Genomic DNA, 22,164 nt, shown 5'->3' with positions numbered 1-22,164 from the left:
CAATGGCCGGGCATCCCCCGGCCATCTGCATATCCAGACCCCACCAAGGCGCCCCCCGCGATGTCCTCCTCCGTCTCCCCGCTCGCCCCGAAAACCGTTCCCGACATGCCCGTGATCGCGGGCATCCGCCTGGCGACGGCCGAGGCCGGCATTCGCTACAAGAACCGCACCGACGTGCTGCTGGCGGTGATGGACAAGGGCACCGCGGTCGCCGGCGTGTTCACGCGGTCGAAATGCCCCTCGGCACCGGTCGAATGGTGCCGTGCCAAGCTGAAGGGCGGCAAGGCCCGCGCGCTCGTCGTCAATTCCGGCAACGCCAACGCCTTCACCGGCAAGACCGGCCGGGCATCGACGGCGCTGACCGCGAAGATTGCAGCCAAGGCGGTCGGCTGCAGCGAAAGCGAGATCTTCCTGGCCTCGACCGGCGTGATCGGCGAGCCGCTGGACGCAACCAAGTTCGACGGCGTGCTCGGCCGTCTCGCCGAAACCGCCGAGCCCGGCGATTATCTGACCGCGGCCAAGGCAATCATGACCACCGACACCTTCCCGAAGGTCGCGACCGCCACCGTCAAGCTCGGCAAGGCCAAGGTCACCATCAACGGCATGGCCAAGGGTGCCGGCATGATCGCGCCCGATATGGCTACGATGCTGTCCTTCATCTTCACCGACGCGCCGATCGCGCCCGCCGCGCTGCAGGCCCTGCTCAAGAGCGGCGTCGAGGACACGTTCAACGCCGTGACGATCGACGGCGACACCTCGACCTCCGACACGCTGCTGGCCTTCGCGACGGGGGCTGCGGCCGAGCACGGCGCGCCCAGGATCAGCCGCGCCAGCGACCCGCGCCTGAAGGCCTTCGTCAAGGCGTTCAACCAGGTGCTCGCCAATCTCGCCGAGCAGGTGGCCCGCGACGGCGAAGGCGCGCGCAAGCTGGTCGAGATCACCGTCGAGGGCGCCAAGACCAAGGCCTCCGCGCGCAAGATCGCGATGTCGATCGCGAATTCGCCGCTGGTGAAGACCGCGATCGCCGGCGAGGACGCCAATTGGGGCCGCGTGGTGATGGCGGTCGGCAAGGCCGGCGAGCCGGCCGACCGCGACAAGCTGTCGATCTCCTTCAACGGCATCCGCGTCGCCAGGAGCGGCGCGCGCGATCCGTCCTACGACGAAGCCCAGGTGTCGGAAGCGATGAAGGCGCCGGAGATCGCGATTCTGGTCTCGCTCGGTCTCGGCAAGGGCCGCGACCGCGTCATGACCTGCGACCTCACCAAGGAATATGTCGCGATCAACGGGGATTACAGGTCTTGAGCGGACGCCGATGGCCGATCTCAAACTGACCTTGGTGGTTGCCTGCGCGCTGGTCGACGCCGACAAGCGCGTCCTGATCGCGCAGCGCCCCGAAGGCAAGGCCCTGGCGGGGCTCTGGGAATTCCCCGGCGGCAAGCTCGAGCCGGGCGAGCGGCCCGAACAGAGCCTGATCCGCGAGCTTCACGAGGAGCTCGGTATTACCGTCGCCGAGCCGTGCCTCGCGCCGCTGACATTTGCGAGCTACGGCTACGAGACCTTCCATCTGTTGATGCCGCTCTACATCTGCCGGCGCTGGGAAGGGCAGGTCACGCCACGCGAAGGCCAGGCCTTGGCCTGGGTCCGCGCCAACAAGCTGCGCGACTATCCGATGCCGCCCGCGGACATTCCGCTGATCCCGCATCTGATCGATCTGCTGATGTGACGATGCCCTTGCATCGTCATTCCGGGGCGCGCAAGAGCGCGAACCCGGAATCTCGAATTAACTCTCCCCCGCCTTCTTCACCGCCTCGGCCAGGCTCGCTTTCGCCGACCCCGGCTTGAGCGGCTGCTGCTGGCTCGCATGCGGCGCCCAGCCGGACAGCCAGATGATGTCGAAGGTGGCGCGGATGCGGCCGTCGGCATCGGCAAAGCGTTCGGTGTAGATCTCGGCCATGCGCAACAGGGTCGCGCGACGCGTCGGCGCACGCCGGCGCTCGATCAGCACATTGGCAGCGCCCATGCGGCGGAGATCCTGCATCAGCGCGAAGGCATTGCCATAGCGCACCACGACACGATCGACATCGGTGACCGGCAGCGCGAAGCCCGCCCGCTGCAACAGCGCGCCGATGTCCCTGAGATCGGCGAACGGTGCGACGCGCGGCGAAACGCCACCCTCGCATTCGGCCTCAGCCGCGGCAAAGGCCTGGCGCAGCTCGGTCAGGCTGTCGCCGCCGATCATCGCGGCGAGCAGCAGGCCATCAGGCCTCAGCGCGCGGCGGATTTGCGCGAGCACGCCCGGCAGATCGTTGACGAATTGCAGCGCCAGCGCCGAGACGACGAGATCGAGGCTATCGGGTGCGAAGGGCAGTTTTTCCGCACCCGCCGCGTCGGGCGCGATCCGTTCGATCGACGGGAGCCGCGTACGCAACGCAGCAAGCCCCTCACCGGGTGTCCAGAGATCAGCCGGCGCGTGAAATTCCCGCATCACTGCCGCCAGCCGGTCCGACATGTCCTCGCCGACACGATCGAGCAGGAACGTCGCGGCCCCCTGCACCTCCGCACGCCGCTGCCGTGCGTGCAGCAAGGCGCGATCGAACAGGGCGGGCGGGGTTTGCGGAATTTGGGCCATGGCGCTGGTTACGCTGATCGTGCTCGCTATTGCAATCTCCTCTCTCGTGTCCCGGACGCGCCGCAGCGCTCTTGCGCTGCATCCGGGGCACGAGAGTGCGGCTTGAGTGGATTGTCGCAGAACGCTAGCCTCCCGTCATGGAAGCCGAAACCGTCCCCGCCCGCTCCATCGCCGCACCCTTGCGGGCGGCGTGGTCGGCCGGCCGCCACGTGCTGTCGCGTGCGGTACGGCTCGCCCTCGACATCGCGCTGCCAACGCAGTGCGTCTCCTGCCGCGAGCCGGTCGATGGCGAGGGCGTTTGCGCGTCCTGCTGGGCGCGGCTGTCGTTCATCGAGCGGCCCTATTGCCCGCGGCTCGGCATTCCCTTCGTCTACGACCCCGGTCCCGACATGCTGTCGATGGAGGCGATCGCGAGCCCGCCGGCCTACCAGCGGGCCCGCGCGGCGGTGCGCTATGACGACGTCGCGCGCACGCTGGTGCATGCCCTGAAATACCAGGACCGGACCGATCTGGCGCCGGCCATGGGCCGCTGGATGGCCCGCGCAGGCGGCGAGTTGCTCTCCGGCGCCGACATGCTGATCCCGGTTCCCCTGCATTGGCGGCGGGCCTGGCGACGCCGCTACAACCAGTCCGGGGCATTGGCCCAGATCATCGCGCGGCAAAGCGGCGTGAAGGTGCGCGGCGACCTGCTGCGCCGGGTGCGCGCCACCGAGCAGCAGATCGGCCTGTCCAGGGCCCGGCGCGCCACCAACGTGCAGGGCGCGTTCCAGGTATCCCCCGACCGCCAGGCCGAGATTCAGGGCCGCCGTATCGTCCTGGTCGACGACGTCCTGACATCGGGGGCGACGCTGGACACCTGTGCGCGGGCCCTGCTGCGCGCAAAGGCGGCCCAGGTCGACGTGCTGGTCTTTGCCCGGGTTGTCGAGAGCGGCCCCCGTCCCATATAATTCAATGAATTCATGAGATGAAAGCGCTGGACGCCATGACTGCTGCCGTCGAGATCTACACTAGGCCGGGCTGTGGCTATTGTTCCGCCGCAAGGTCCCTGCTGACCCGCAAGAAGGCGGCCTTCACGGAGTTCGATATCGCCAAGAATCCGGCCTGGCGGCAGGACATGTACGACCGCGCCGGCCAGGGCTCGACCTTCCCGCAGATCTGGATCGGCGGAACCCATGTCGGCGGCTGCGACGAGCTCTATGCGCTCGACCGCGAAGGCAAGCTCGACGGCATGCTCGACAGCATCAAGGCCGTCTCATGAGCGAGAACCGCACATTCACCGCGGCCATGGTGCAGATGCGCACCGGCCTGATGCCGGAGCCGAGCCTGGCGCAGGCCACCAAGCTGATCCGGCAGGCGGCGGCGAACGGCGCCGACTACGTGCAGACGCCCGAGGTCAGCAACATGATGCAGCTGAACCGCAAGGCGCTGTTCGAGCATCTGCAGAGCGAGGAGGACGACACCTCACTCAAAGCCTATCGCGCGCTGGCGGCGGAACTGAAGATCCACCTCCATGTCGGCTCGCTGGCGCTGCGCTTCTCGCCCGAGAAAGCGGTCAACCGCTCCTTTCTGATCGGGCCCGAGGGCAACGTGCTCGCGAGCTACGACAAGATCCACATGTTCGACATCGAGCTGCCGGACGGCGAGAGCTATCGCGAATCCGCCAATTACCAGCCGGGCGAGACGGCCGTGATCTCCGACCTGCCCTGGGGCCGCGTCGGGCTGACGATCTGCTACGACGTGCGGTTTCCCGCGCTCTACCGCGCGCTCGCCGAAAGCGGGGCGTCCTTCATCACCGTACCCTCGGCCTTCACCCGCAAGACCGGCGAAGCGCATTGGCATGTGCTGCTGCGTTCGCGCGCAATCGAGACCGGCTGCTTCATCTTCGCCGCCGCACAAGCGGGCACCCACGAAAACAAGCGCGAGACCTATGGTCACTCCCTGATCATCGATCCCTGGGGCGAAATTCTCGCCGAGGGCGACGTCGAGCCCGGTATCATCATGGCCACGATCGATCCTGCCAAGGTCGAGACCGCGCGCCGGGCGATCCCATCGCTCCAGCACGGCCGTCGCTTCGGCGTCGCCGATGCCAAGGCCGGGCCGGACCATTTGCATCTGGTGCGAGGATCGGCATGATCCGCTACGCGCTGCACTGCGACCGGAACCACGAATTCGAGAGCTGGTTTCAGAGCTCGTCGGCCTATGATTCGCAGGTCAAGCGCAAGCTCGTGACCTGCCCGATCTGCGGCTCGGCCAAGGTCGACAAGGCGATCATGGCTCCGCGCATCGTCGGCAAGAAGGGGCGCGGACGCGCTGCGCCGCCGCCGGAGCCCACCGCGAACGCCACGCCTGCGCCGGAGGCTGCACCATCAGGACCGACCTCGCTGCTGATGGCGCAGGAGCGCGAGCTGCGCACCAAGCTGAAGGAATTGCGCGACCATATCGTCAAGAACGCCGACAATGTCGGTGAACGCTTCGCCAATGAAGCCCGCGCCATGCATTACGGCGACAAGGAGCACCGGCCGATCTATGGCGAGGCCTCGCCCGACGAAGCCAAGTCGCTGATCGACGAGGGCATCGAGGTCTCGCCGCTGCCGACGTTGCCGGAAGACCGGAATTGACGGTTGCCGTCGTTCCGGCGAACGACGGCTAAGCTCCCACCAGCACAGCTACCCCGACGACGATCAGCGCGATGCCTGCAAGCTCGCGCGGCGCGATCGGCTGCTTGAACGAATAGTATGCCACGGCTTGCGCGAACAGCACCTCGATCAGGGCGAGCGTGCGGACATTGGCGGCGGCCGTCAGCGCGAACGCCAGGAACCAGAATTGCGAGGCGAAGGCGCCCGTGAAGCCCGCCAGCATCGACGGCCGCCATAGTCCGAGGATGCCCCGCAACACGTCCGGCGCGCGCCAAAGCAGATAGATCGTCAGCACCAGCGTCTGCACGAACAGGCCGAGCACCAGCGTGAACGATGCGGCGGTTACGAACGATACGCCCGGCACATTGATGATGGCGCCGCGAAAGCCGACCGCGGAAAGCGCGAACGCCGCAGCCGCGACGAGGCCGGTGATGGTCGGCTTCAGCTCGGCAAAGCTCTTCTCGCCGCCCGGCCGCAGCGCGGTAATGACGACGCCGACAGTGGCGATCACGATCGCGAGCACTTTCAGCCAGGTCAGGTGATCGCCGAGAAAGACGAAGCCGAAGATCGCTGTCTGGATCGCCTCGGTCTTGAGGTAGGCCGTCGTCACCACGAAGGAGCGATCGTTCATCGCGAGCAGCATCAGCCCGGTGGCGACGATCTGGCTGAGTGCCCCGAGCAGGAGCCATGGCCAGAACACGGCCGGTGGCATGCCGAGATGATCGCCGGTCGCGACCAGCACCACACCCAGAAACAGCAGCGAGAACGGAAAGCCGAACAGGAAGCGGATATTGGTCGCGCCCCAGGTCCCCAGCGGCTTGGTCAGCGACCGCTGCATCGCATTGCGCGCGACCTGGCCCAGCGCAGCAACGACGGTGAAGGGAATCCAGAGGCTGGCGACGGTGAGCATGGGGTGCGGGGCTAGGGCAGGAGAAAAGTGCAGCCAACCTGCCGCCAGCAGCGAGGCAGGTCAATCACGTGGATGTCATGGGTGTGATGCTCTCGCAACAATCTCGCTGTCGTCCCTGCGAACGCAGGGACCCATAACCCCAGGGAGCAGTTTCGCGAAGATTAGCAGCCCGCGCGTCTATCACTGCGCCACCACCGATGAATTCCGCGGTATGGGTCCCTGCGTTCGCAGGGACGACAGCGCGGAATTGGCGCGATCCCCCCATCAAACAAGCAAGTCGCTCAGATCGCGCCACTCCGGATTGTCGCGTTCGATCAGCTCGATCTTCCAGTCGCGCTTCCAGCGCTTGAGCTGCTTTTCGCGAGCAATCGCTTCTTCGGCTCGCTCATAGGCCTCGGTGTAGACGAGCCTGTGCACGCCATAGCGCTTGACGAACTCCGAACCTTTGCCGGCGCGGTGCTCTTCCAGGCGTTTCTGGAGCGAGTTAGTTATCCCGATATAGAGCGTTCCGTGATGGCGGCTGGCGAGGATGTAGACGTAGTACATGCTCGGAACGCCTGTCTTGGCTAATTACAGCGGCCCGTGGTTATGGGTCCCTGCTTTCGCAGGGACGACACTGTCCGAGAGGCAGCTGCTCGCGTCTGACTCACGGCCCCTCACACCATTCCTTCCGCGACCACCATGTAGTTCACGTCCATGTCGGAGGAGAGGGTCCATTTGTCGGCGAAGGGTGAGTAGACGACGCCGCTCTGCTCGGTGACGACGAGGCGGTTGTCGAGCAGGTATTTTGCGAGCTCGTCGGGGGTGACGAACTTGTTCCATTCGTGGGTGCCGCGCGGCAGCCAGCGCAGCACGTATTCGGCGCCGACGATGGCGAGCGCAAAGCTCTTCCAGTTCCGGTTCAGCGTCGACACCACCATCAGGCCGTTCGGCTTCAACATCGATGCGCAGCGCTTCAGGAAGACGCCGACGTCGGTGACGTGCTCGACCACCTCCATCGCCAGCACGATGTCGAAGCGCTCGCGCGGATCGATCTCCTCCACCGTGGTGCAGCGGTAGTCGATCGACAGATGGCTCTTGCCGGCATGAAGCTTTGCGGCGGCGATGTTGCTGACTGAGGGATCGACGCCGATGACCTGTGCGCCCAGCCGCGACAGCGGCTCGCACAAGAGACCCGCCCCGCAGCCGATGTCGAGCACGCGCAGGCCGGCGAGGCAGTTGAGGCTGCGCACATTGCGCTCGAACTTGCGGCAGGCGGCGTCGCGGATGTAGCCGAGCCGCAGCGGATTGATCCGGTGCAGCGGCGCCATCTTGCCCTTGGGATCCCACCACTCCGCCGAGAGTTTCGAGAATTTCACGATCTCGGCGGCGTCGACGGTCGAGCCCGGCTGGGCGGTGGCGGAAGTGTTTTGCTGCATGCTCATGGTTACGCGCGGTCCTACCGCGTGGTGATCGAACTACGGAAGGCGAGCGGCGAGGCGATGGTCCGGATCGTCTCGATCCCCTCGCCGACGCCGCGAATCGTCACGTCGCCGTAGTTGAGAATACGTCCAAGAATGGTCTGGTCGACATCGACGCTCTCGACCTTATCCAACGCCATCTCGAAGGTGCGGCGCTTGATGAACCCGGTCTTGTGCACAACCCGGAGGTTGGTGACGTCGGTCTCGGTGGTGAAGCGATGGAACCAGCCCTTCACGGTCCAGAACAGGGCTGCCAAAGCCACCAGCCCTGCGCCGATGAGACACAGCATCATGAGCCCATTGACTGTGGTCTGCCATGACAGGACGAGCAGGGCCAGGGCCACGATCCAGGCCAGGATGGCCGGCAAATGGAAGATCCAGTGCGCATTGGTCGAATACAGCACCCGCTCGCCCGGTTGCAGGATCTCGTCGATATAACGCGCCATGACCTCGGTTAACCTACTACCCCGCGCCCTGCCCCCGCAGGAACCCGCTTGCCCCCGGCCCCGCCGCTCTGTATACGCGCGGTCGGTATCCGCGAGGCACCCGTCCGGTGCGGTCACCATACTGATCCTTATGAGGGAATGCACGCGTCGTCATGAGCCGCCTCGTGATGAAATTCGGCGGCACGTCCGTCGCCAACATCGAACGTATCCGCAACGTCGCGCGCCATGTGAAGCGTGAGGTCGACGCCGGCCATGAAGTGGCCGTGGTCGTCTCTGCGATGTCCGGCAAGACCAACGAGCTGGTCGCCTGGTGCACCGAGGCCTCGCCCATGCACGATGCGCGCGAATACGACGCCGTCGTCGCATCCGGCGAGCAGGTGACGTCAGGCCTGCTTGCCATCGTGCTGCAGGGCATGGGCATTCAGGCCCGCTCCTGGCAGGGCTGGCAGATCCCGATCAAGACCAGCGACGCCCATGCCTCGGCCCGGATCGAGGACATCGACGGTAGCGAGATCATCAAGCGCTTCCAGGAACGCAAGGAGGTCGCGGTCATCGCCGGCTTCCAGGGCATCAATCCCGAGACAAACCGCATCACCACGCTCGGCCGTGGCGGCTCCGACACCTCGGCCGTGGCCGTCGCCGCCGCCGTCAAGGCCGACCGCTGCGATATCTACACCGATGTCGACGGTGTCTACACCACCGATCCGCGAATCGTGCCGAAGGCCAAGCGGCTCGACAAGATCGCATTCGAAGACATGCTGGAACTGGCTTCCCAGGGCGCAAAAGTGCTCCAGGTCCGTTCGGTGGAACTCGGCATGGTCCACAACATGCCGATCTTCGTCCGCTCGAGCTTCGACAAGCCCGAGGATATCGACCCGCATGCCAACCAGCCGCCCGGCACGCTGATCTGCAGCGAGGAGGAGATCATGGAAAGCCACGTCGTCACCGGTATCGCCTTCTCCAAGGACGAGGCCCAGATCTCGGTGCGCCAGATCGAGGACAAGCCGGGCGTGGCGGCCTCGATCTTCGGCCCGCTGGCGGAGGCCAACATCAACGTCGACATGATCGTTCAGAACGTGTCCGAAGACGGCAAGACCACCGACCTCACCTTCACGGTGCCGGCCGCCGACTACACCCGCGCCAAGGACACGATTACCGCCGCCAAGGCCAAGATCGGCTATGCCCGGCTCGATACCGCCACCGACGTCGCCAAGATCTCGGTGATCGGCAGCGGCATGCGCAGCCATGCCGGCGTCGCCGCCCAGGCGTTCTCGGCCCTCGCCGGACGGAATATCAACATCCGGGCCATTACAACCTCCGAGATCAAATTCTCGGTTTTGATCGACACCGCCTATACCGAGCTTGCAGTGCGCACCCTGCACACGCTCTACGGCCTCGATCAGACCTAGAGGAATATTCTCTTAGCGGTCGCAGCAAACGCGAAGGTGTCCACACTTTCGCGTTTGGCAGGCGTTTTGCTTGGCAAAACAAGCCCCAATTCGCTATAGGGCGGACAGGGTGGGCTGCCATAAACTGTGCCCCAGTTGAGGCGGTGCCGATTCGGCACAAGGGTCAAATCTGAGGAAGATTTGGGTTTGGGCCGAGGCCGGACGAGCACGCTTGTTGTTTTTCTGGAATTCTGGGCGAGCCGCCGACGGCCCTTTCGGGCCCGGCAGATGGAGGAGATTGACGGTTCATGCGGAGCGCGTCGGGAGGTCCCCGCGTCTTATTGAGACGGCTCCGCGAAACCATGGCGGAGCAGGTCTCGGCCCAGGAGCGGCTGGACAAGATCGTGGTGCTGATCGCCGCCAACATGGTGGCGGAGGTGTGCTCGGTCTATGTGCTGCGCATCGACAACACGCTGGAGCTCTACGCCACCGAGGGTCTGAACCGCGAGGCGGTGCACCACACCGTGCTCAGCGCCCATGAGGGCCTGGTCGGCCTCGTCGCCAGCGAGGCGACGCCGCTCAATCTGAGCGACGCGCAGAGCCACCCGGCCTTCTCGTTCCGTCCCGAGACTGGCGAAGAAATCTACCACTCCTTCCTCGGCGTGCCGATCCTGCGCGCCGGCAACACGCTCGGCGTGCTGGTGGTGCAGAACCGCGCCAAGCGCAACTATGTCGAGGAGGAACTCGAGGCGCTCCAGACCACCGCCATGGTGCTGGCGGAGCTGATCGCGTCCGGCGAACTCTCCGCGCTGGCCCAGCCGGGCCAGGAGCCGGCCGCGCGCCATTCCGCGCAGAAGGTCGGCGCCATCCTGTCGGAAGGCATCGCGCTCGGCCATGTCGTGCTGCACGAGCCGCGCGTGGTCATCAAGGACTACATCGCCGAGGACCTGCCGAAGGAGATCAAGCGGCTCGACACCGCGCTCGCCAAGCTGCGCGCCGATCTCGACCGCATGCTGGAGCGCGGCGACGTCGCCGAAGGCGGCGAACACCGCGAGGTGCTGGAAGCCTACCGCATGTTCGCCAACGACCAGGGCTGGTCGCACAAGCTGCACGAGGCGGTCGCCACCGGCCTCACGGCGGAAGCCGCGGTCGAGCGCGTGCAGTCCGACACCCGTGCACGCATGCTGCGCTCGACCGATCCCTATTTGCGCGACCGATTGCACGACCTCGAAGACCTCGGCTACCGCCTGATGCGGCAGCTGGTCGGCCAGGACCACGCGCCCTCGCGCGAACAGCTGCCCGACAACGCCATCGTCATCGCCCGCGCCATGGGGCCGGCGGCCCTGCTCGACTACGACCGCAAGCGCCTGCGCGGCATCGTACTGGAGGAAGGCACCGCCAACTCCCACGTCTCGATCGTGGCACGCGCGCTCGGCATTCCCGCGGTGGGCGAAGTGCCGAACGCGCCCGGCATCGCCGATCCCGGCGATGCCATCATCGTCGATGGCACCTCGGGCTCGATCTATGTGCGGCCCTCGCAGGAAATCGAGGCGGCCTTCGCCGAGCGCGTGCGCTTCCGCGCCCGCCGGCAGGCGCAGTATCTGGCGCTGCGCGACCGCCCCTGCGTCACCCGGGACGGCCAGAAGGTCGAGCTGATGATCAACGCAGGTCTTGCCATCGACCTGCCGCACATCGAGGACACCGGCAGCGCCGGCATCGGCCTGTTCCGCACCGAGCTGCAATTCATGGTCGGCCAGAGCCTGCCGCGCACCAGCGACCAGCTCGCGCTCTATCGCACCGTGCTGGACGCCGCCGGCAGCAAGCCGGTCACCTTCCGCACGCTCGACATCGGCGGCGACAAGGCGCTGCCCTATATGGAAGCCGTGATCGAGGAAAATCCCGCGCTCGGCTGGCGTGCGATCCGGCTCGGGCTCGATCGTCCCGGCCTGCTGCGCGGCCAGATCCGCGCGCTGCTGCGCGCCGGCGGCGGCCGCGCCCTGCGCATCATGTTCCCGATGATCTCCGAGGTTGCCGAATTCGACTCCGCGAAGGCGCTGGTCGAGCGCGAGCTGACTTATCTGCGCCAGCACGGCCACACGCTGCCTGAAAGAATCGACATCGGCACCATGGTCGAGGTGCCGGCGCTGCTCTATCAGCTCGACGAGCTGCTGAGGAAGGTGGACTTCATCTCGGTCGGCTCCAACGATCTGTTCCAGTTCCTGTTCGCGGTCGATCGCGGCAACGCGAAAGTCTCCGAGCGCTTCGACACCATGTCGGCGCCGATCCTGCGCGCGCTGCGCGACATCGCGCGCAAGTCCGATGCGGCGAAGAAATCGCTGTCGCTGTGCGGCGAGATGGCCTCCAAGCCGATCGGCGCGCTGGCGCTGATCGCGCTTGGCTATCGCTCGCTGTCGCTCTCGGCCACCGCGCTCGGACCGGTCAAGGCGATGGTGATCGACCTCGACGCCAAGAAGGCCGAGGCAATGCTCGCGCCGTTGCTGGACGCGCCCGCCGGCAGCGTCTCGATCCGGCAGAAGCTGACGGAATTTGCCGAGGCCGAAGGCCTGGCGTTGTAGCGGGCTTGCCGCCGCTCCCTGCCGCCTCGCCCCCCTCTGCCATTTGAGACTGAACCAATGTCGTCACTCCCCGAAGCCAAACTGGACGTCCTGCTCGCGCACCACGCCTCGCTGGAGGCCGAATCGCTCGGCCAGCTCGCCTCCGAGCGCTACGTGCAGATCACGCGCGAGCTCGCCGAGATCACGCCGTTGATCGAGGCGGTGAAGACTTATCGTTCCGCGGTCAAGGAACTTGCCGACACCGAGGCGCTGATCGCCGATGCCGCGACCGATGCCGAGATGCGCGGCATGGCGGAAGCCGAGCGCGACGAGCTCACGCCCAGGATCGAGGACCTGGTCCAGAAGATCCGCGTCGCGCTGCTGCCCAAGGACGCCATGGACGACCGCAACGTGATGCTGGAAATCCGCGCCGGCACCGGCGGCGACGAGGCATCGCTGTTCGCCGGCGACCTGTTCCGGATGTATGAGCGCTTTGCGAGCCTTCAGGGCTGGAAGGTCGAGGTGATCTCGGCCAGCGAAGGCACCGTCGGCGGCTACAAGGAAATCATCGCCGAGGTGCAGGGCCGCGGCGCGTTCTCGAAGCTGAAGTTCGAATCCGGCGTGCACCGCGTGCAGCGCGTGCCCGACACCGAGACGCAGGGACGCATCCACACCTCGGCGGCGACGGTGGCCGTGCTGCCCGAGGTCGAGGACGTCGACGTCGAGATCAAGAACGACGATCTGCGGATCGAGACGATGCGCGCGCAAGGCGCGGGTGGCCAGCACGTCAACAAGACCGAGTCGGCGATCCGCATCACCCACATCCCGACCGGCATCGTGGTGATGATGCAGGACAGCCGGTCGCAGCACAAGAACCGTGCCTCCGCCATGAACATCCTGCGCTCGCGCATCTACGACGCCGAGCGCCAGCGCGTCGATGCCGCCCGCTCGGCCGAGCGCAAGGAGAAGGTCGGCTCCGGCGACCGCTCTGAGCGCATCCGCACCTACAATTTCCCGCAAGGGCGCGTCACCGACCATCGCATCAATTTGACGCTCTACAAGCTGCCGCAGGTGATCGCAGGCGAAGCGCTCGGCGAATTGATCGACGCGCTGACCACCGAGCACCAGGCCGCACAGCTCGCCGCACAGGGCGCGGCGGCATAACGGGCGGCGGCGCTCAAGTCTCGCTGGATTCTCCGAACGATTTCAACAAACGGCTCAGCGCCGGGCTTGCAGCGCGACGCAGCTCCTCGAGGTTTTTCCGCGAGAGCGCCTGAAGCTTCTGCTCGCCTTTCCTCGTCAGCTTGAGATGGACGCGCCTGGCGTCTTCCGGATCGGCTACGCGACTGACGAGCCCGAGCTTGGCCAAGCGATCGATCAGCTCGACGGCGGAGTGATGGCGGATCAGCAGGAACCGCGCCACATCACCGACGGTCGCGGGGCCCGGGCGGACGAAGCCCTTGATGCCGAGCAGCGCCTGGTGCTGCGTCGGCGTCAATCCCTGTTCCGCCGCCGCCGCCTCGCTGAATGCGAGAAAGCTCCGGATCTGATAGCGAAACTGCGCCAGCGCTGCGTAATCGGAATCACGCATCGCGCTGGCGGTGCGCCTGACCGACGTCACCGCTTTGGACCGCTGCGCCTTCTTTGCCTGGACCATCCCCACCTCGACCATGCCGCCCGGTGCCGCGGGAGACGTGGCCTAAAGTAGCAAGCGGCTACAGTCGGACCAACCGGCCGGCGCTGCCGATGCACAAATATCGGAGGCTAATCGAAGGTGGAGAGCAGGATCTTCACCAGGATGACCTGAAACGGGACCGGGATGCGGGCGCTCTTCCGTCTGATCGAGCGCTGGAGCGCGCCGACGACCTCGGCGCTGGTCAGCGCACCTGCCGAAGCATTGGCGATCAGCTCGCCCCACATCTGCGAGAGCGAGCCGCCCGGCGGGATCACCGGCTTGATGGTCACACCGCAGCCCTGCGCCCACTCGACGATCTCGTGCAGGGTGTGCGGACCGCAGTTCCGCGCGGTCGCAAGGCGCTCGGCAGTCAGCGCGAGCAGCAGCTCGCGCGATGGCGACCAATCACCTTTCGGCGGGAGCTCCCCGGTGAGCTCGACCGTGAGCTCCTTGAGGACGTTCTGGGCACGCACGCTCAGCCGCTTCATCGGGCCGGGGACGCGCTTGGCCTGAACGGAGCCGACGACGGGTCCGCGCCGGCCGGCGGGCCTGCCCCGCGGTTCGGGAATGCGCGGGGCATCGCCGGACTGCGCCGCAACGCGCTGATCGCCGGCTTCGCCCGCGGGCCGCGCCGCCTCCTGCCGCTCCGCCTCCTGCGGCCAGGACTGTCGCTTCCGGGCACCTGCCACTCTCGTCTGCCGCGCCATTTCTCCCGCCGAGCCTGTCAGCCTCGTACTCACAAAGACTAATATATATCGTTCTCCGATATGTTTTCACGCGATAATTTTCGTCGTTCGACCAAAGGCGAAATTGACAGAAGACGCTTACAAGCAATGCTTGCGTCCAGAGCTACACGCGATGTGACGTGCCCGGCGCGCGCAGGCCTCAAGGCCGGCCGCAGCCGGACAGGTCGTGCTTTGCCTGCAAACAAGAACGAAGTTCGGAGGAAACGACAATGACTGACGATCTCATCCGGCGCGGCCTGTCACGCCGCAGCCTGCTCCAGACCACGGCGGGGCTCATCGGCGGCTCGATGCTGCCCGCGATGCCGGCCTGCGCCGAGGACAAGCCGATCGGCTCCTATCCTGCGGGCGTGTCGGGGTCCACCGCCTTCATCGGAATCTCGGTGCCGCGCACCGGCACCTATGCCGTGCAGGGCGAGGACGAACTCAAGGGCTATCAGCTCGCGATCGAGCACATCAACAGCGGCCACGATCTGATCAAGAAGATCTCGCCAAAGACCAGCAAGGGCGTGCTCGGCAAGGAACTGAAGTTTGGCGTCGCGGATTCCGCGGCCAAGCCCAACGAGGCTGTGCAGGCACAGCAGCGTTTCATCAGCGAGAACAAGGCGATCATGATCACCGGCGGCACGTCGAGCGCCGTCGCCGTCGCGCTCAACAAGCTCGCCCAGCGCGAGCACGTGCTGTTCGTCTGCGGCATCTCCGGCTCGAACGACACCACCGGCAAGGACTGCGTCCGTTACGGCTTCCGTCAGAACTTCTTCGGTCAGACGGCTGCAGCCGCGATCGGCCCCGTGATGGTCAAGGAGTTCGGCAAGAACAAGAAGGCCGCCTACCTCACGCCCGACTACACGTATGGCCACACCGTCACCAAGTCGATGCAGGACTTCCTGGCGACCGCCGGCTGGACCACCGTGACCAATCAGGTCGCCCCGCTCGGCGCACCCGACTACTCGTCATATCTGCTCAACGTCGCCAATTCCGGCGCCGACGTGCTCATCAACGTCAACTGGGGCCACGACGCGGTGCTCTCGACCCAGCAGGCCAAGCAGTTCGGCGTTCTCGACCGAATGAAGCTGGTCGTGCCCTATCAGGTGCCGTTCATCGCACGCGAGACCGGCGGCCTGATGCAGGGCGTCTACGCCGCCACCGATTATTGGTGGACGATCGAGGACAAGTTCCCGCTCGCCAAGATGTTCAACGAGGCCTTCGAGAAGAAGTACGGCTACAAGCCGGAATGGGGCGCGGAGAACGCCTATGTCAGCTTCGCGCACTGGGCCCGCATGTGCGAGCAGGCCGGCAGCTTCAACCCGCCCGACGTGATCAAGGCCTATGAGAAGGGCGAGACGATCCCCTCCCTGGTCGGCGACGTGCATTACCGCCCCGAAGATCACCAGTGTGTCCGCCCGGTGATCATCGTCAAGGGCAAGCAGCAAAAGGACATGAAGAACAAGGAAGACTGGTACGACGTCGTCGAGATCGTCCCGGGTGAAGGCCTGATGCAGAAACCGGACGCATTCGGATGCCGTCCCGGCGACTACAGCTGACCCTGCGCTAACCCCGTGACGCCGCAGCTCGCGTCCCGCCCTGCGGCGTCATCATTTTTTGACGCGCCCCTCGCGCGTCACAACGGCGATCCCTTGCATGATTAGTTGGCCCAACCTCGTTTCGCAGCTTTTCAACGGGCTCGCGCTCGGCGCCCTGCTCGCGCTGATCAGCTCCGGCCTGACCATCATCTACGGCACGCTCGGCGTGCTCAATCTCGCGCATGGTGCGATGTTCATGATCGGCGGCTATGCCGGCTTCGTCGCCTACCAGTACACGGAATCGTTCGTTCTCGCCGTGATCGCGGGTTCGCTGTTCGTGATGCTGCTCGGCGTCGTCATGGAACGCGTCATCATTCGCCATTTCTATCACCGCCCGCACGAGGATCAGCTGCTCGTGACCTTCGGTCTCGGCATCTGTTTCGTCGAGCTCATTCGCCTGATCTTCTCGAGCCAGTCGCAGCTGGTACCGCCGCCGGCGCTGTTCCAGGGCATCACCAATCTCGGCTTCATGTTCTATCCGACCTACCGTCTTGCCGTAGTCGGCATCGTCGCGGTCGCGCTCGGCGCGCTGTTCATCATCCTCTACCGGACCCGGCTCGGCATGATCGTGCGCGCCGGCATCGAGGATTCCGTGATGGTCGATTCGCTCGGCATCAACGTCTACCGCGTCTTCATGGTGGTGTTCGGCATCGGCGCGATGGCCGCGGGCTTCGCCGGCATCGTCAACGCGCCGGTGGTGTCGCTGACCCCGGGCATCGGCGACGACATCCTGGTCCAGACTTTCGTGGTGGTAGTGATCGGTGGCGTCGGCTCGTTCCCCGGCGCGATCCTCGGCGGCCTGATCGCCGGCGAGATCATCAGCGTCACCTCCATGTTCAACCCCGGCTACGCCTATGTGATGCTGTTTGCGGCAATGACGCTCGTGCTCGTGGTGCGACCGCATGGCCTGCTCGGCGCACAGGGCCGCGAGTAAGCGATTTCCCGATGCTCAAGCAACGCCCGTTCCTGATCGAGACCCTGACCGCGATCGGCTTGATCGCAGCCCCCTTCGTGCTGCCGCATCTCGGCTTCGCGCCGAACACCGTGAACCGGATTCTGGTCTGGGGCCTGTTCGGACTCGGCTTCGACATCCTGTTCGGTTTCACGGGCCTGTTGTCGTTCGGCCAATCCGCGTTCTACGGCACCGGCGGCTTCGTCGCCGCCTACCTTTTGACCCGTGCGGGCTTCGGCAACGTGCTGGGCGCGCTGATCATCGGCATGATCGCGGCGGCCGCGACCGGCTACCTCGTCGGCCTGATCGCGCTGCGCCGAACCGGCATCTACTTCGCCATGATCACCGTGGCGATCGCGCAGGTGTTCTTCTTCGTCGAGTTCAATCCGCTCTCGGATTTCACCGGCGGCGAGAACGGCTTGCCGGGCGTACCGACGCCGAGCTTCAATCTCGGCTTCACCACCATGCACTTCACCAATGGCTGGTCGCTCTATCAGTTCATCGCGCTGTGCTACTTCATCGGAATCGTGATCGCGCTCAGGATCGTGCGCTCGCCGGTCGGCGCCATTTTCAGCGCGATCCGGGACAATCCGCTGCGCGCCACCGCGGTGGGCCACAACATCCACGGCTACAAGCTGACCGCCTTCGTGATCGCCGCGGCCTATGCGGGCTTCGCCGGCGGTCTGCTCGGCGTGCTCCAGGCCTTCATGCCGCCCGACGCCTTTACCTTCGACACCTCCGGTCAGCTCGTGATGCAGACCGCCATCGGCGGCAGAGGCACCTTGTTCGGACCGCTGGTCGGCGCAGCGGTCTGGCTGTTCCTGCAGGACTTTCTGCAAGCCGCGCTCGGCTTGGGCGCGGCCTGGAAGCTCGTGCTCGGCGTCGTGTTCGTGCTGCTGGTCTGCTTCCTGCGCGGCGGCATCATCGGCGGTCTTGCAGATCTCTATCGCCTCGTCTCCGGCAAGCGTCGGCGGACGGATGCGGAAACGGAGCAGGAGGCCGGAGACGCCGAGGCTACAAAGCAACCCGCGCCTGCGCCGATGCACGCCAAGGAGGTCGACCACCCCGCCTATTCCGGCCCGATCCTGAAAGCCACCGGCCTCACCAAGCGCTATGGCGGGCTCGCCGCCAACAGCGACATCGACTTCAGCGTCGATCAGGGGGAGCTGCGCGGCATCATCGGCCCCAACGGCGCCGGCAAATCGACCTTCTTCAAGATGCTGACCTGCGAGATCGCCCCGACTTCCGGCCAGATCGTGTTCGAGGGGCGCGACATCACGGGATTGAAGGTCACCGAGGTCTGCCAACTCGGGCTCACCAAGAGCTACCAGGTCAACCAGCTCTTCACCGGCCTCACGGTGCGGCAGAACCTGACGATCGCGGCGCTCGCCGAGTTGCGCGGAAAGTTCCGGCTCGACCTGTTTCGCAAGCTATCGAGCGTGAAAGGCCTCACCGAGCAGGTTGAGCATACGCTCGCTCTGGTCAACCTGACGCGCCGCGCCGACACACCGGTCTCCGAGCTCGCTTATGGCGAGAAGCGCAGGCTTGAGATCGGGCTCGCGCTCGCGACCTCGCCGCGCCTGCTGCTGCTCGACGAGCCGCTGGCCGGCATGAGCCCGCGCGAGCGCGTCGAGACCGTCAAGCTGCTCAAATCGATCGCGCGCGGCCGCACCATGATCATCATCGACCACGACATGGATTCGTTGTTCGAGCTGGTCGAGCGTGTGACGGTGCTTCAGGAGGGCAAGGTGTTGCTCGACGGCACGCCGGAGGAAATCAGGACCAACGCCGCCGTGCAGGAGGCCTATCTCGGCGGCGTGCATGGGGAGATCGCCGCATGAGCCTGATCGAGGTCGACGGCCTGAACAGCTATTACGGCGATTCCCACATCCTGTTCGACGTCGCCATGCGCGTCGAACGCCACGAGGTGGTGGCGCTGCTCGGCCGCAACGGCGCCGGCAAGAGCACCACGCTGAAGAGCCTGATGGGCGTCGTGACGCCGCGCAGCGGCAGCGTGAAGTTTGACGGCATCGACATCGCCGGGCGGAGGAGCCACAAGATCGCGCAGGCGGGCATGCAGCTCGTGCACGAGGAGCGCCGCATCTTCGGCAGCCTGTCGGTGGAGGAGAACATCGTTCTCGCCGGGATCACCGCGCCGAAACGCTGGCCGCTTGGCCGCATCTACGAGATGTTCCCGCGGCTGAAGGAGCGGCGCAGCAACCGCGGCACCGAGCTCTCCGGCGGCGAGCAGCAGATGCTGGCGATCGCACGGGCCCTGGTGCGCGATCCCAAGATCGTGCTGCTGGACGAGCCGTTCGAGGGGCTCGCGCCCGTCATCGTCCACGATCTTGTCAAGGCCTGCCGCGAGCTCGCGGCCGCCGGCCAGACCATCGTGCTGGTCGAACAGAACCTCGCGGCGACGCTGGCGCTGGCGACGCGGATCTACATCATCAACAACGGCCACATCGTGCATGAGGGTCCGGCGCAGGAACTCAAGGCCCAGCCGGAGCTGCTCCAGCGCTATCTCGGCGTGTAGTTCGACCTAGCGCCGCGATCATCCGCTTGGCGTGATCGGCGAGCACGGCCATGTCTTCCTTCCGCGTCTGCGCCGGCAAGAGCTCGACACCGGCCCGGACCGGCATGACATGCATGTGCAGGTGAAACACTACCTGCCCGCTCGCGGGCTCGCTGAACTGCTGGAGGATGATGCCGTCCGCGCCGAAGGCCTTCTTGGCGGCAATCGCGATCCGCTTGGCGGTTCGCGCGACTGCGGCAAGATCGTCATCGGCGATGTCGAGAATGCCGCGCGCCGGCGCCCGCGGTATGACCAGCGTGTGTCCGGGGGATCGGGGCATGATGTCGAGGAAGGCAAAACTGCGGTCGTCCCTGAGCACTTCGAAACAGGGTATCTCGCCGCGCAGGATCTTCGCGAAGACATTCTGATCGTCATAAGCCGCCATGGCGCCCTCCTCGCTGCGCCGCGATCAAACGCGCTCCTTTCCGTTGACGCAAGCAAGCCGCTCGATCTATCCACGGTGCCAGGCAGGATGGCTCCTTTGGCGACAAATTTCGATTCCGGACACAGCATCGAAAGCGCGCGGCGCGCTCTTGCGGCGCAGCTGCAGTCGGCCGGCATCGAGGAGCCCGGTCTCGATGCGCGCCTGCTGGTCGGGGCTGCGCTGAGGCTTGATCTGACCGACATGGTGACGCAGGCGGCGCGACAACTCACGCCCGAAGAAGCTGCGCGGCTCGAAGCCTATGCGCAGCGCCGGCTCGCGCATGAGCCGGTCGCCCGCATTCTCGGTATGCGGGAATTCTGGGGCCTGCCATTCCGACTGTCCGAGGCGACGCTTGTGCCGCGTCCCGATACCGAGACCGTCGTCGAGCTCGCGCTCGAGATCTTTCGCGAGCAGCCGATATCTCACCCGCCACGAATCGCCGACATTGGCACCGGATCCGGCGCGATCCTGCTCGCGCTGCTGCATGAAATTCCCGACGCTTTCGGCGTGGGTACCGACCTCAGCCTGACCGCGCTCGCCACCGCCAGGGACAATGCCACGAGCCTCGGCCTCGCCGACCGCGCCGCCTTCGTCGCCTGCTCCTATGCGGCGGCGCTCTCGGGCCCGTTCGACCTCATTGTATCGAACCCGCCCTATATTCCCTCGGCCGAAATCCCGAAGCTGAGCCTGGAGGTGCGCGAGCACGACCCACATCTGGCGCTCGACGGCGGGAACGACGGATACGACGCCTATCGCGCCCTGATCCCGCAGGCGGGCGCATGTCTCGCCCCCGGCGGCGCGCTGATCGTCGAGGCCGGACAGGGCCAAGCCCGAAATATTGAAACCTTGATGACGGCTGCCGCGTTATCGGTGGACAGGCCACCCAAGGCCGACCTGGCGGGCATTCTCCGGGCCGTCTCGGCCCGAAAGAGGCCCCCATAAAAGCCGGATTGGCTTGCAAAAAAGCTCTTGGAATATCCCTTGGGAACGACTACGTTCCGGTCAACACATCGGTGCCGGCCCCGTAGACCTACGGGCGAAAGCCGGGCTCTCGGGCGAGAGCTTTACTGATTAAAGGTTCCAAGCCGCAGGTCCTGTTGAGCGCGATGGCCAGTGGAGCTGCGCTGCTCTCCGACCGCAACGTGAACGAAAGCCTGATATTGCGCTTGAAGACTTACGCAAGAAAGCTGGGCTTGTTTCGGCAGGCAATATGAATGGGTTCGCTGGCAATGGATGCTGGCGGGTGGGGAACGCGTCTTTGTTGAACGCGACGGTCGACGAACATCGGCAGGGTTCAGGCCGTTCTTGCGCGTGGTGTGCGCGAGAGCTGTGAACCGCTGTCATCAGGTCACTCCGAGCAATCAGTAATGCGTGCAACCTTTAGGGCTGGAATTAAAGGCAGGACATGAGAAACGGTCAGAACAAGCAGCGGATGCGCAACCGCAACAACAATAACAACAACAACAACCGGCGCGGCCAGAACCCGATGACCCGGGTCTACGAGTCCAACGGACCCGACATCAAGATCCGCGGCACGGCTTCGCACATCGCCGAAAAATATCTCCAGCTCGCGCGCGACGCGCGCTCCTCCGGAGACCCCGTTGCAGCCGAGAATTACTACCAGCATGCCGAGCATTATTTCCGTCTGATCGCGGCCGCCCAGGAGCAATTCCGTCAGAACCAGCAGCCGCGCGGCGACGAGCCCGTCAGCACCAGCAGCGGCGACGACAGCGAGGACGACGGCGAGAATTTCTCGAATTTCGGGCAGGAGCCGGGCTTCGTGCCGCAGCCGCAGCAGCAGCCCTTCATGCGCGACCGCGACGGCCAGCGCGACCAGCAGCGTGACCACCAGCAGCGCGACAGCCAGCAGCCCTATCAGCGCGACCAGCAGCAGCCGCGCGAGCAGCGCGAGCGCGACCATCGTCCGCAGCCGCAATATCAGCCGCAACCTCAGAACCAGCCGCAGCCCGTCATCGCCGATGCCGGCAGCGTCGATCGCCTGCCCTCCTTCATCACCGGCGCGCAGCCGCAGGTGAATGCTGCCGCGAATGGCGCCCAGGGCCCCTTCGAGGGCGGCGGTGGCGGCGAGCGCTACCCGCGACGACGTCGCCGGCCGCATGGCCCGCGTCCCGAGCGCGAGGCCGCACCGGCCGCCTCGAGCGATGATCTCGCGCCGGGGGAGTAGGCG

23 protein-coding genes are annotated in these 22,164 nt (G+C 65.7%); 15 read left to right on the top strand and 8 right to left on the bottom strand.

Annotated features, from left to right (window positions below):
- The first annotated feature begins 60 nt into the window (after positions 1-60).
- Together argJ and HAP40_RS03065 are read left to right on the top strand one after the other, a co-directional pair.
- On the top strand, positions 61-1,302 hold the full coding sequence (argJ, locus tag HAP40_RS03070) for a bifunctional glutamate N-acetyltransferase/amino-acid acetyltransferase ArgJ (protein ID WP_166819167.1): 1,242 nt from the start codon (positions 61-63) through the stop codon (positions 1,300-1,302).
- Positions 1,303-1,312: 10 nt separating this feature from the next.
- Complete coding sequence (locus tag HAP40_RS03065; protein WP_166819168.1) at positions 1,313-1,723, top strand: (deoxy)nucleoside triphosphate pyrophosphohydrolase; 411 nt, start codon at positions 1,313-1,315, stop codon at positions 1,721-1,723.
- 57 nt (positions 1,724-1,780) lie between these two features.
- Here the strand turns inward: HAP40_RS03065 and HAP40_RS03060 are convergent, their stop codons facing one another.
- Positions 1,781-2,629, bottom strand: coding sequence for a methyltransferase domain-containing protein (locus HAP40_RS03060; protein WP_166819169.1), 849 nt, complete (start codon positions 2,627-2,629; stop codon positions 1,781-1,783).
- Between the two features lie 137 nt (positions 2,630-2,766).
- On the opposite strand from HAP40_RS03060, the gene HAP40_RS03055 reads away from it, so the two are divergent.
- The 4 genes from HAP40_RS03055 to HAP40_RS03040 are packed head-to-tail and all read left to right on the top strand — an operon-like array spanning position 2,767 to position 5,247.
- A complete protein-coding gene (locus tag HAP40_RS03055) occupies positions 2,767-3,576 on the top strand; it encodes a ComF family protein (RefSeq protein ID WP_166819170.1) in 810 nt (269 codons plus the stop codon).
- 35 nt (positions 3,577-3,611) lie between these two features.
- Positions 3,612-3,887 (top strand): glutaredoxin 3, encoded by a 276-nt coding sequence (gene grxC / locus HAP40_RS03050; RefSeq protein ID WP_166819172.1) that lies wholly within the window; start codon positions 3,612-3,614, stop codon positions 3,885-3,887.
- Positions 3,884-4,762 (top strand): carbon-nitrogen hydrolase family protein, encoded by an 879-nt coding sequence (locus tag HAP40_RS03045; RefSeq protein WP_166819171.1) that lies wholly within the window; start codon positions 3,884-3,886, stop codon positions 4,760-4,762. The genes grxC and HAP40_RS03045 overlap by 4 nt, the downstream gene beginning before the upstream one ends.
- On the top strand, positions 4,759-5,247 hold the full coding sequence (locus HAP40_RS03040; protein WP_166810907.1) for a DUF1178 family protein: 489 nt from the start codon (positions 4,759-4,761) through the stop codon (positions 5,245-5,247). Before HAP40_RS03045 ends, HAP40_RS03040 begins: the two co-directional genes overlap by 4 nt.
- Before the next feature lie 28 nt (positions 5,248-5,275).
- Here HAP40_RS03040 and HAP40_RS03035 read toward each other — a convergent pair whose 3' ends face one another.
- From HAP40_RS03035 to HAP40_RS03020, 4 genes are all read right to left on the bottom strand, one after another.
- Complete coding sequence (locus tag HAP40_RS03035) at positions 5,276-6,175, bottom strand: EamA family transporter (RefSeq protein WP_166810909.1); 900 nt, start codon at positions 6,173-6,175, stop codon at positions 5,276-5,278.
- A 264-nt stretch (positions 6,176-6,439) separates the two neighbouring features.
- Complete coding sequence (locus HAP40_RS03030) at positions 6,440-6,721, bottom strand: GIY-YIG nuclease family protein (RefSeq protein WP_166810911.1); 282 nt, start codon at positions 6,719-6,721, stop codon at positions 6,440-6,442.
- A 110-nt stretch (positions 6,722-6,831) separates the two neighbouring features.
- Positions 6,832-7,599 carry a bifunctional 2-polyprenyl-6-hydroxyphenol methylase/3-demethylubiquinol 3-O-methyltransferase UbiG gene (gene ubiG / locus HAP40_RS03025; protein ID WP_166810913.1) on the bottom strand — a complete coding sequence of 256 codons (768 nt, stop codon included), beginning with the start codon at positions 7,597-7,599 and terminating at the stop codon, positions 6,832-6,834.
- A gap of 14 nt (positions 7,600-7,613) precedes the next feature.
- Entirely contained in the window at positions 7,614-8,081 is a 468-nt protein-coding gene (locus HAP40_RS03020) for a PH domain-containing protein (RefSeq protein WP_166810915.1), read from the bottom strand.
- Between the two features lie 152 nt (positions 8,082-8,233).
- On the opposite strand from HAP40_RS03020, the gene HAP40_RS03015 reads away from it, so the two are divergent.
- The 3 genes from HAP40_RS03015 (at position 8,234) to prfA (ending at position 13,188) form a co-directional block, all read left to right on the top strand.
- On the top strand, positions 8,234-9,490 hold the full coding sequence (locus HAP40_RS03015) for an aspartate kinase (protein ID WP_166810917.1): 1,257 nt from the start codon (positions 8,234-8,236) through the stop codon (positions 9,488-9,490).
- A gap of 287 nt (positions 9,491-9,777) precedes the next feature.
- The gene (gene ptsP / locus HAP40_RS03010) at positions 9,778-12,045 is read left to right on the top strand and encodes a phosphoenolpyruvate--protein phosphotransferase (RefSeq protein ID WP_166810919.1); all 2,268 of its coding nucleotides are present in this window, start codon (positions 9,778-9,780) and stop codon (positions 12,043-12,045) included.
- A 57-nt stretch (positions 12,046-12,102) separates the two neighbouring features.
- Complete coding sequence (prfA, locus tag HAP40_RS03005; RefSeq protein ID WP_166810921.1) at positions 12,103-13,188, top strand: peptide chain release factor 1; 1,086 nt, start codon at positions 12,103-12,105, stop codon at positions 13,186-13,188.
- 13 nt (positions 13,189-13,201) lie between these two features.
- Here the strand turns inward: prfA and HAP40_RS03000 are convergent, their stop codons facing one another.
- Together HAP40_RS03000 and HAP40_RS02995 are read right to left on the bottom strand one after the other, a co-directional pair.
- On the bottom strand, positions 13,202-13,681 hold the full coding sequence (locus HAP40_RS03000; protein WP_166810923.1) for a MarR family winged helix-turn-helix transcriptional regulator: 480 nt from the start codon (positions 13,679-13,681) through the stop codon (positions 13,202-13,204).
- 107 nt (positions 13,682-13,788) lie between these two features.
- A complete protein-coding gene (locus HAP40_RS02995; protein ID WP_246741189.1) occupies positions 13,789-14,388 on the bottom strand; it encodes a hypothetical protein in 600 nt (199 codons plus the stop codon).
- 266 nt (positions 14,389-14,654) lie between these two features.
- Here HAP40_RS02995 and HAP40_RS02990 point away from each other — a divergent pair, with 266 nt between their 5' ends.
- The 4 genes from HAP40_RS02990 to HAP40_RS02975 all read left to right on the top strand — a co-directional run bounded on the left by HAP40_RS02990 (position 14,655) and on the right by HAP40_RS02975 (position 19,513).
- Positions 14,655-15,986, top strand: coding sequence for a substrate-binding protein (locus HAP40_RS02990; protein ID WP_166810925.1), 1,332 nt, complete (start codon positions 14,655-14,657; stop codon positions 15,984-15,986).
- 97 nt (positions 15,987-16,083) lie between these two features.
- Positions 16,084-16,959: a branched-chain amino acid ABC transporter permease gene (locus HAP40_RS02985; protein WP_166810927.1), complete on the top strand. Its 876-nt coding sequence runs from the start codon at positions 16,084-16,086 to the stop codon at positions 16,957-16,959.
- Between the two features lie 11 nt (positions 16,960-16,970).
- Positions 16,971-18,818: an ABC transporter permease subunit gene (locus HAP40_RS02980; protein WP_166810929.1), complete on the top strand. Its 1,848-nt coding sequence runs from the start codon at positions 16,971-16,973 to the stop codon at positions 18,816-18,818.
- Positions 18,815-19,513 carry an ABC transporter ATP-binding protein gene (locus tag HAP40_RS02975; RefSeq protein ID WP_166810931.1) on the top strand — a complete coding sequence of 233 codons (699 nt, stop codon included), beginning with the start codon at positions 18,815-18,817 and terminating at the stop codon, positions 19,511-19,513. The genes HAP40_RS02980 and HAP40_RS02975 overlap by 4 nt, the downstream gene beginning before the upstream one ends.
- Here HAP40_RS02975 and HAP40_RS02970 read toward each other — a convergent pair.
- Entirely contained in the window at positions 19,470-19,937 is a 468-nt protein-coding gene (locus HAP40_RS02970) for an HIT family protein (protein WP_166810933.1), read from the bottom strand. The two genes, HAP40_RS02975 and HAP40_RS02970, sit on opposite strands and share 44 nt — an antisense overlap.
- 87 nt (positions 19,938-20,024) lie before the next feature.
- On the opposite strand from HAP40_RS02970, the gene prmC reads away from it, so the two are divergent.
- Positions 20,025-20,918: a peptide chain release factor N(5)-glutamine methyltransferase gene (gene prmC, locus HAP40_RS02965; RefSeq protein WP_166810935.1), complete on the top strand. Its 894-nt coding sequence runs from the start codon at positions 20,025-20,027 to the stop codon at positions 20,916-20,918.
- Between the two features lie 463 nt (positions 20,919-21,381).
- The gene (locus HAP40_RS02960) at positions 21,382-22,161 is read left to right on the top strand and encodes a DUF4167 domain-containing protein (protein WP_166810937.1); all 780 of its coding nucleotides are present in this window, start codon (positions 21,382-21,384) and stop codon (positions 22,159-22,161) included.
- Positions 22,162-22,164 lie beyond the last annotated feature (3 nt).

Origin of the sequence: Bradyrhizobium sp. 1(2017) (assembly GCF_011602485.2) — a bacterium.
GTDB lineage: Bacteria > Pseudomonadota > Alphaproteobacteria > Rhizobiales > Xanthobacteraceae > Bradyrhizobium.
This window is presented reverse-complemented; position numbering and strand designations above follow the sequence as displayed.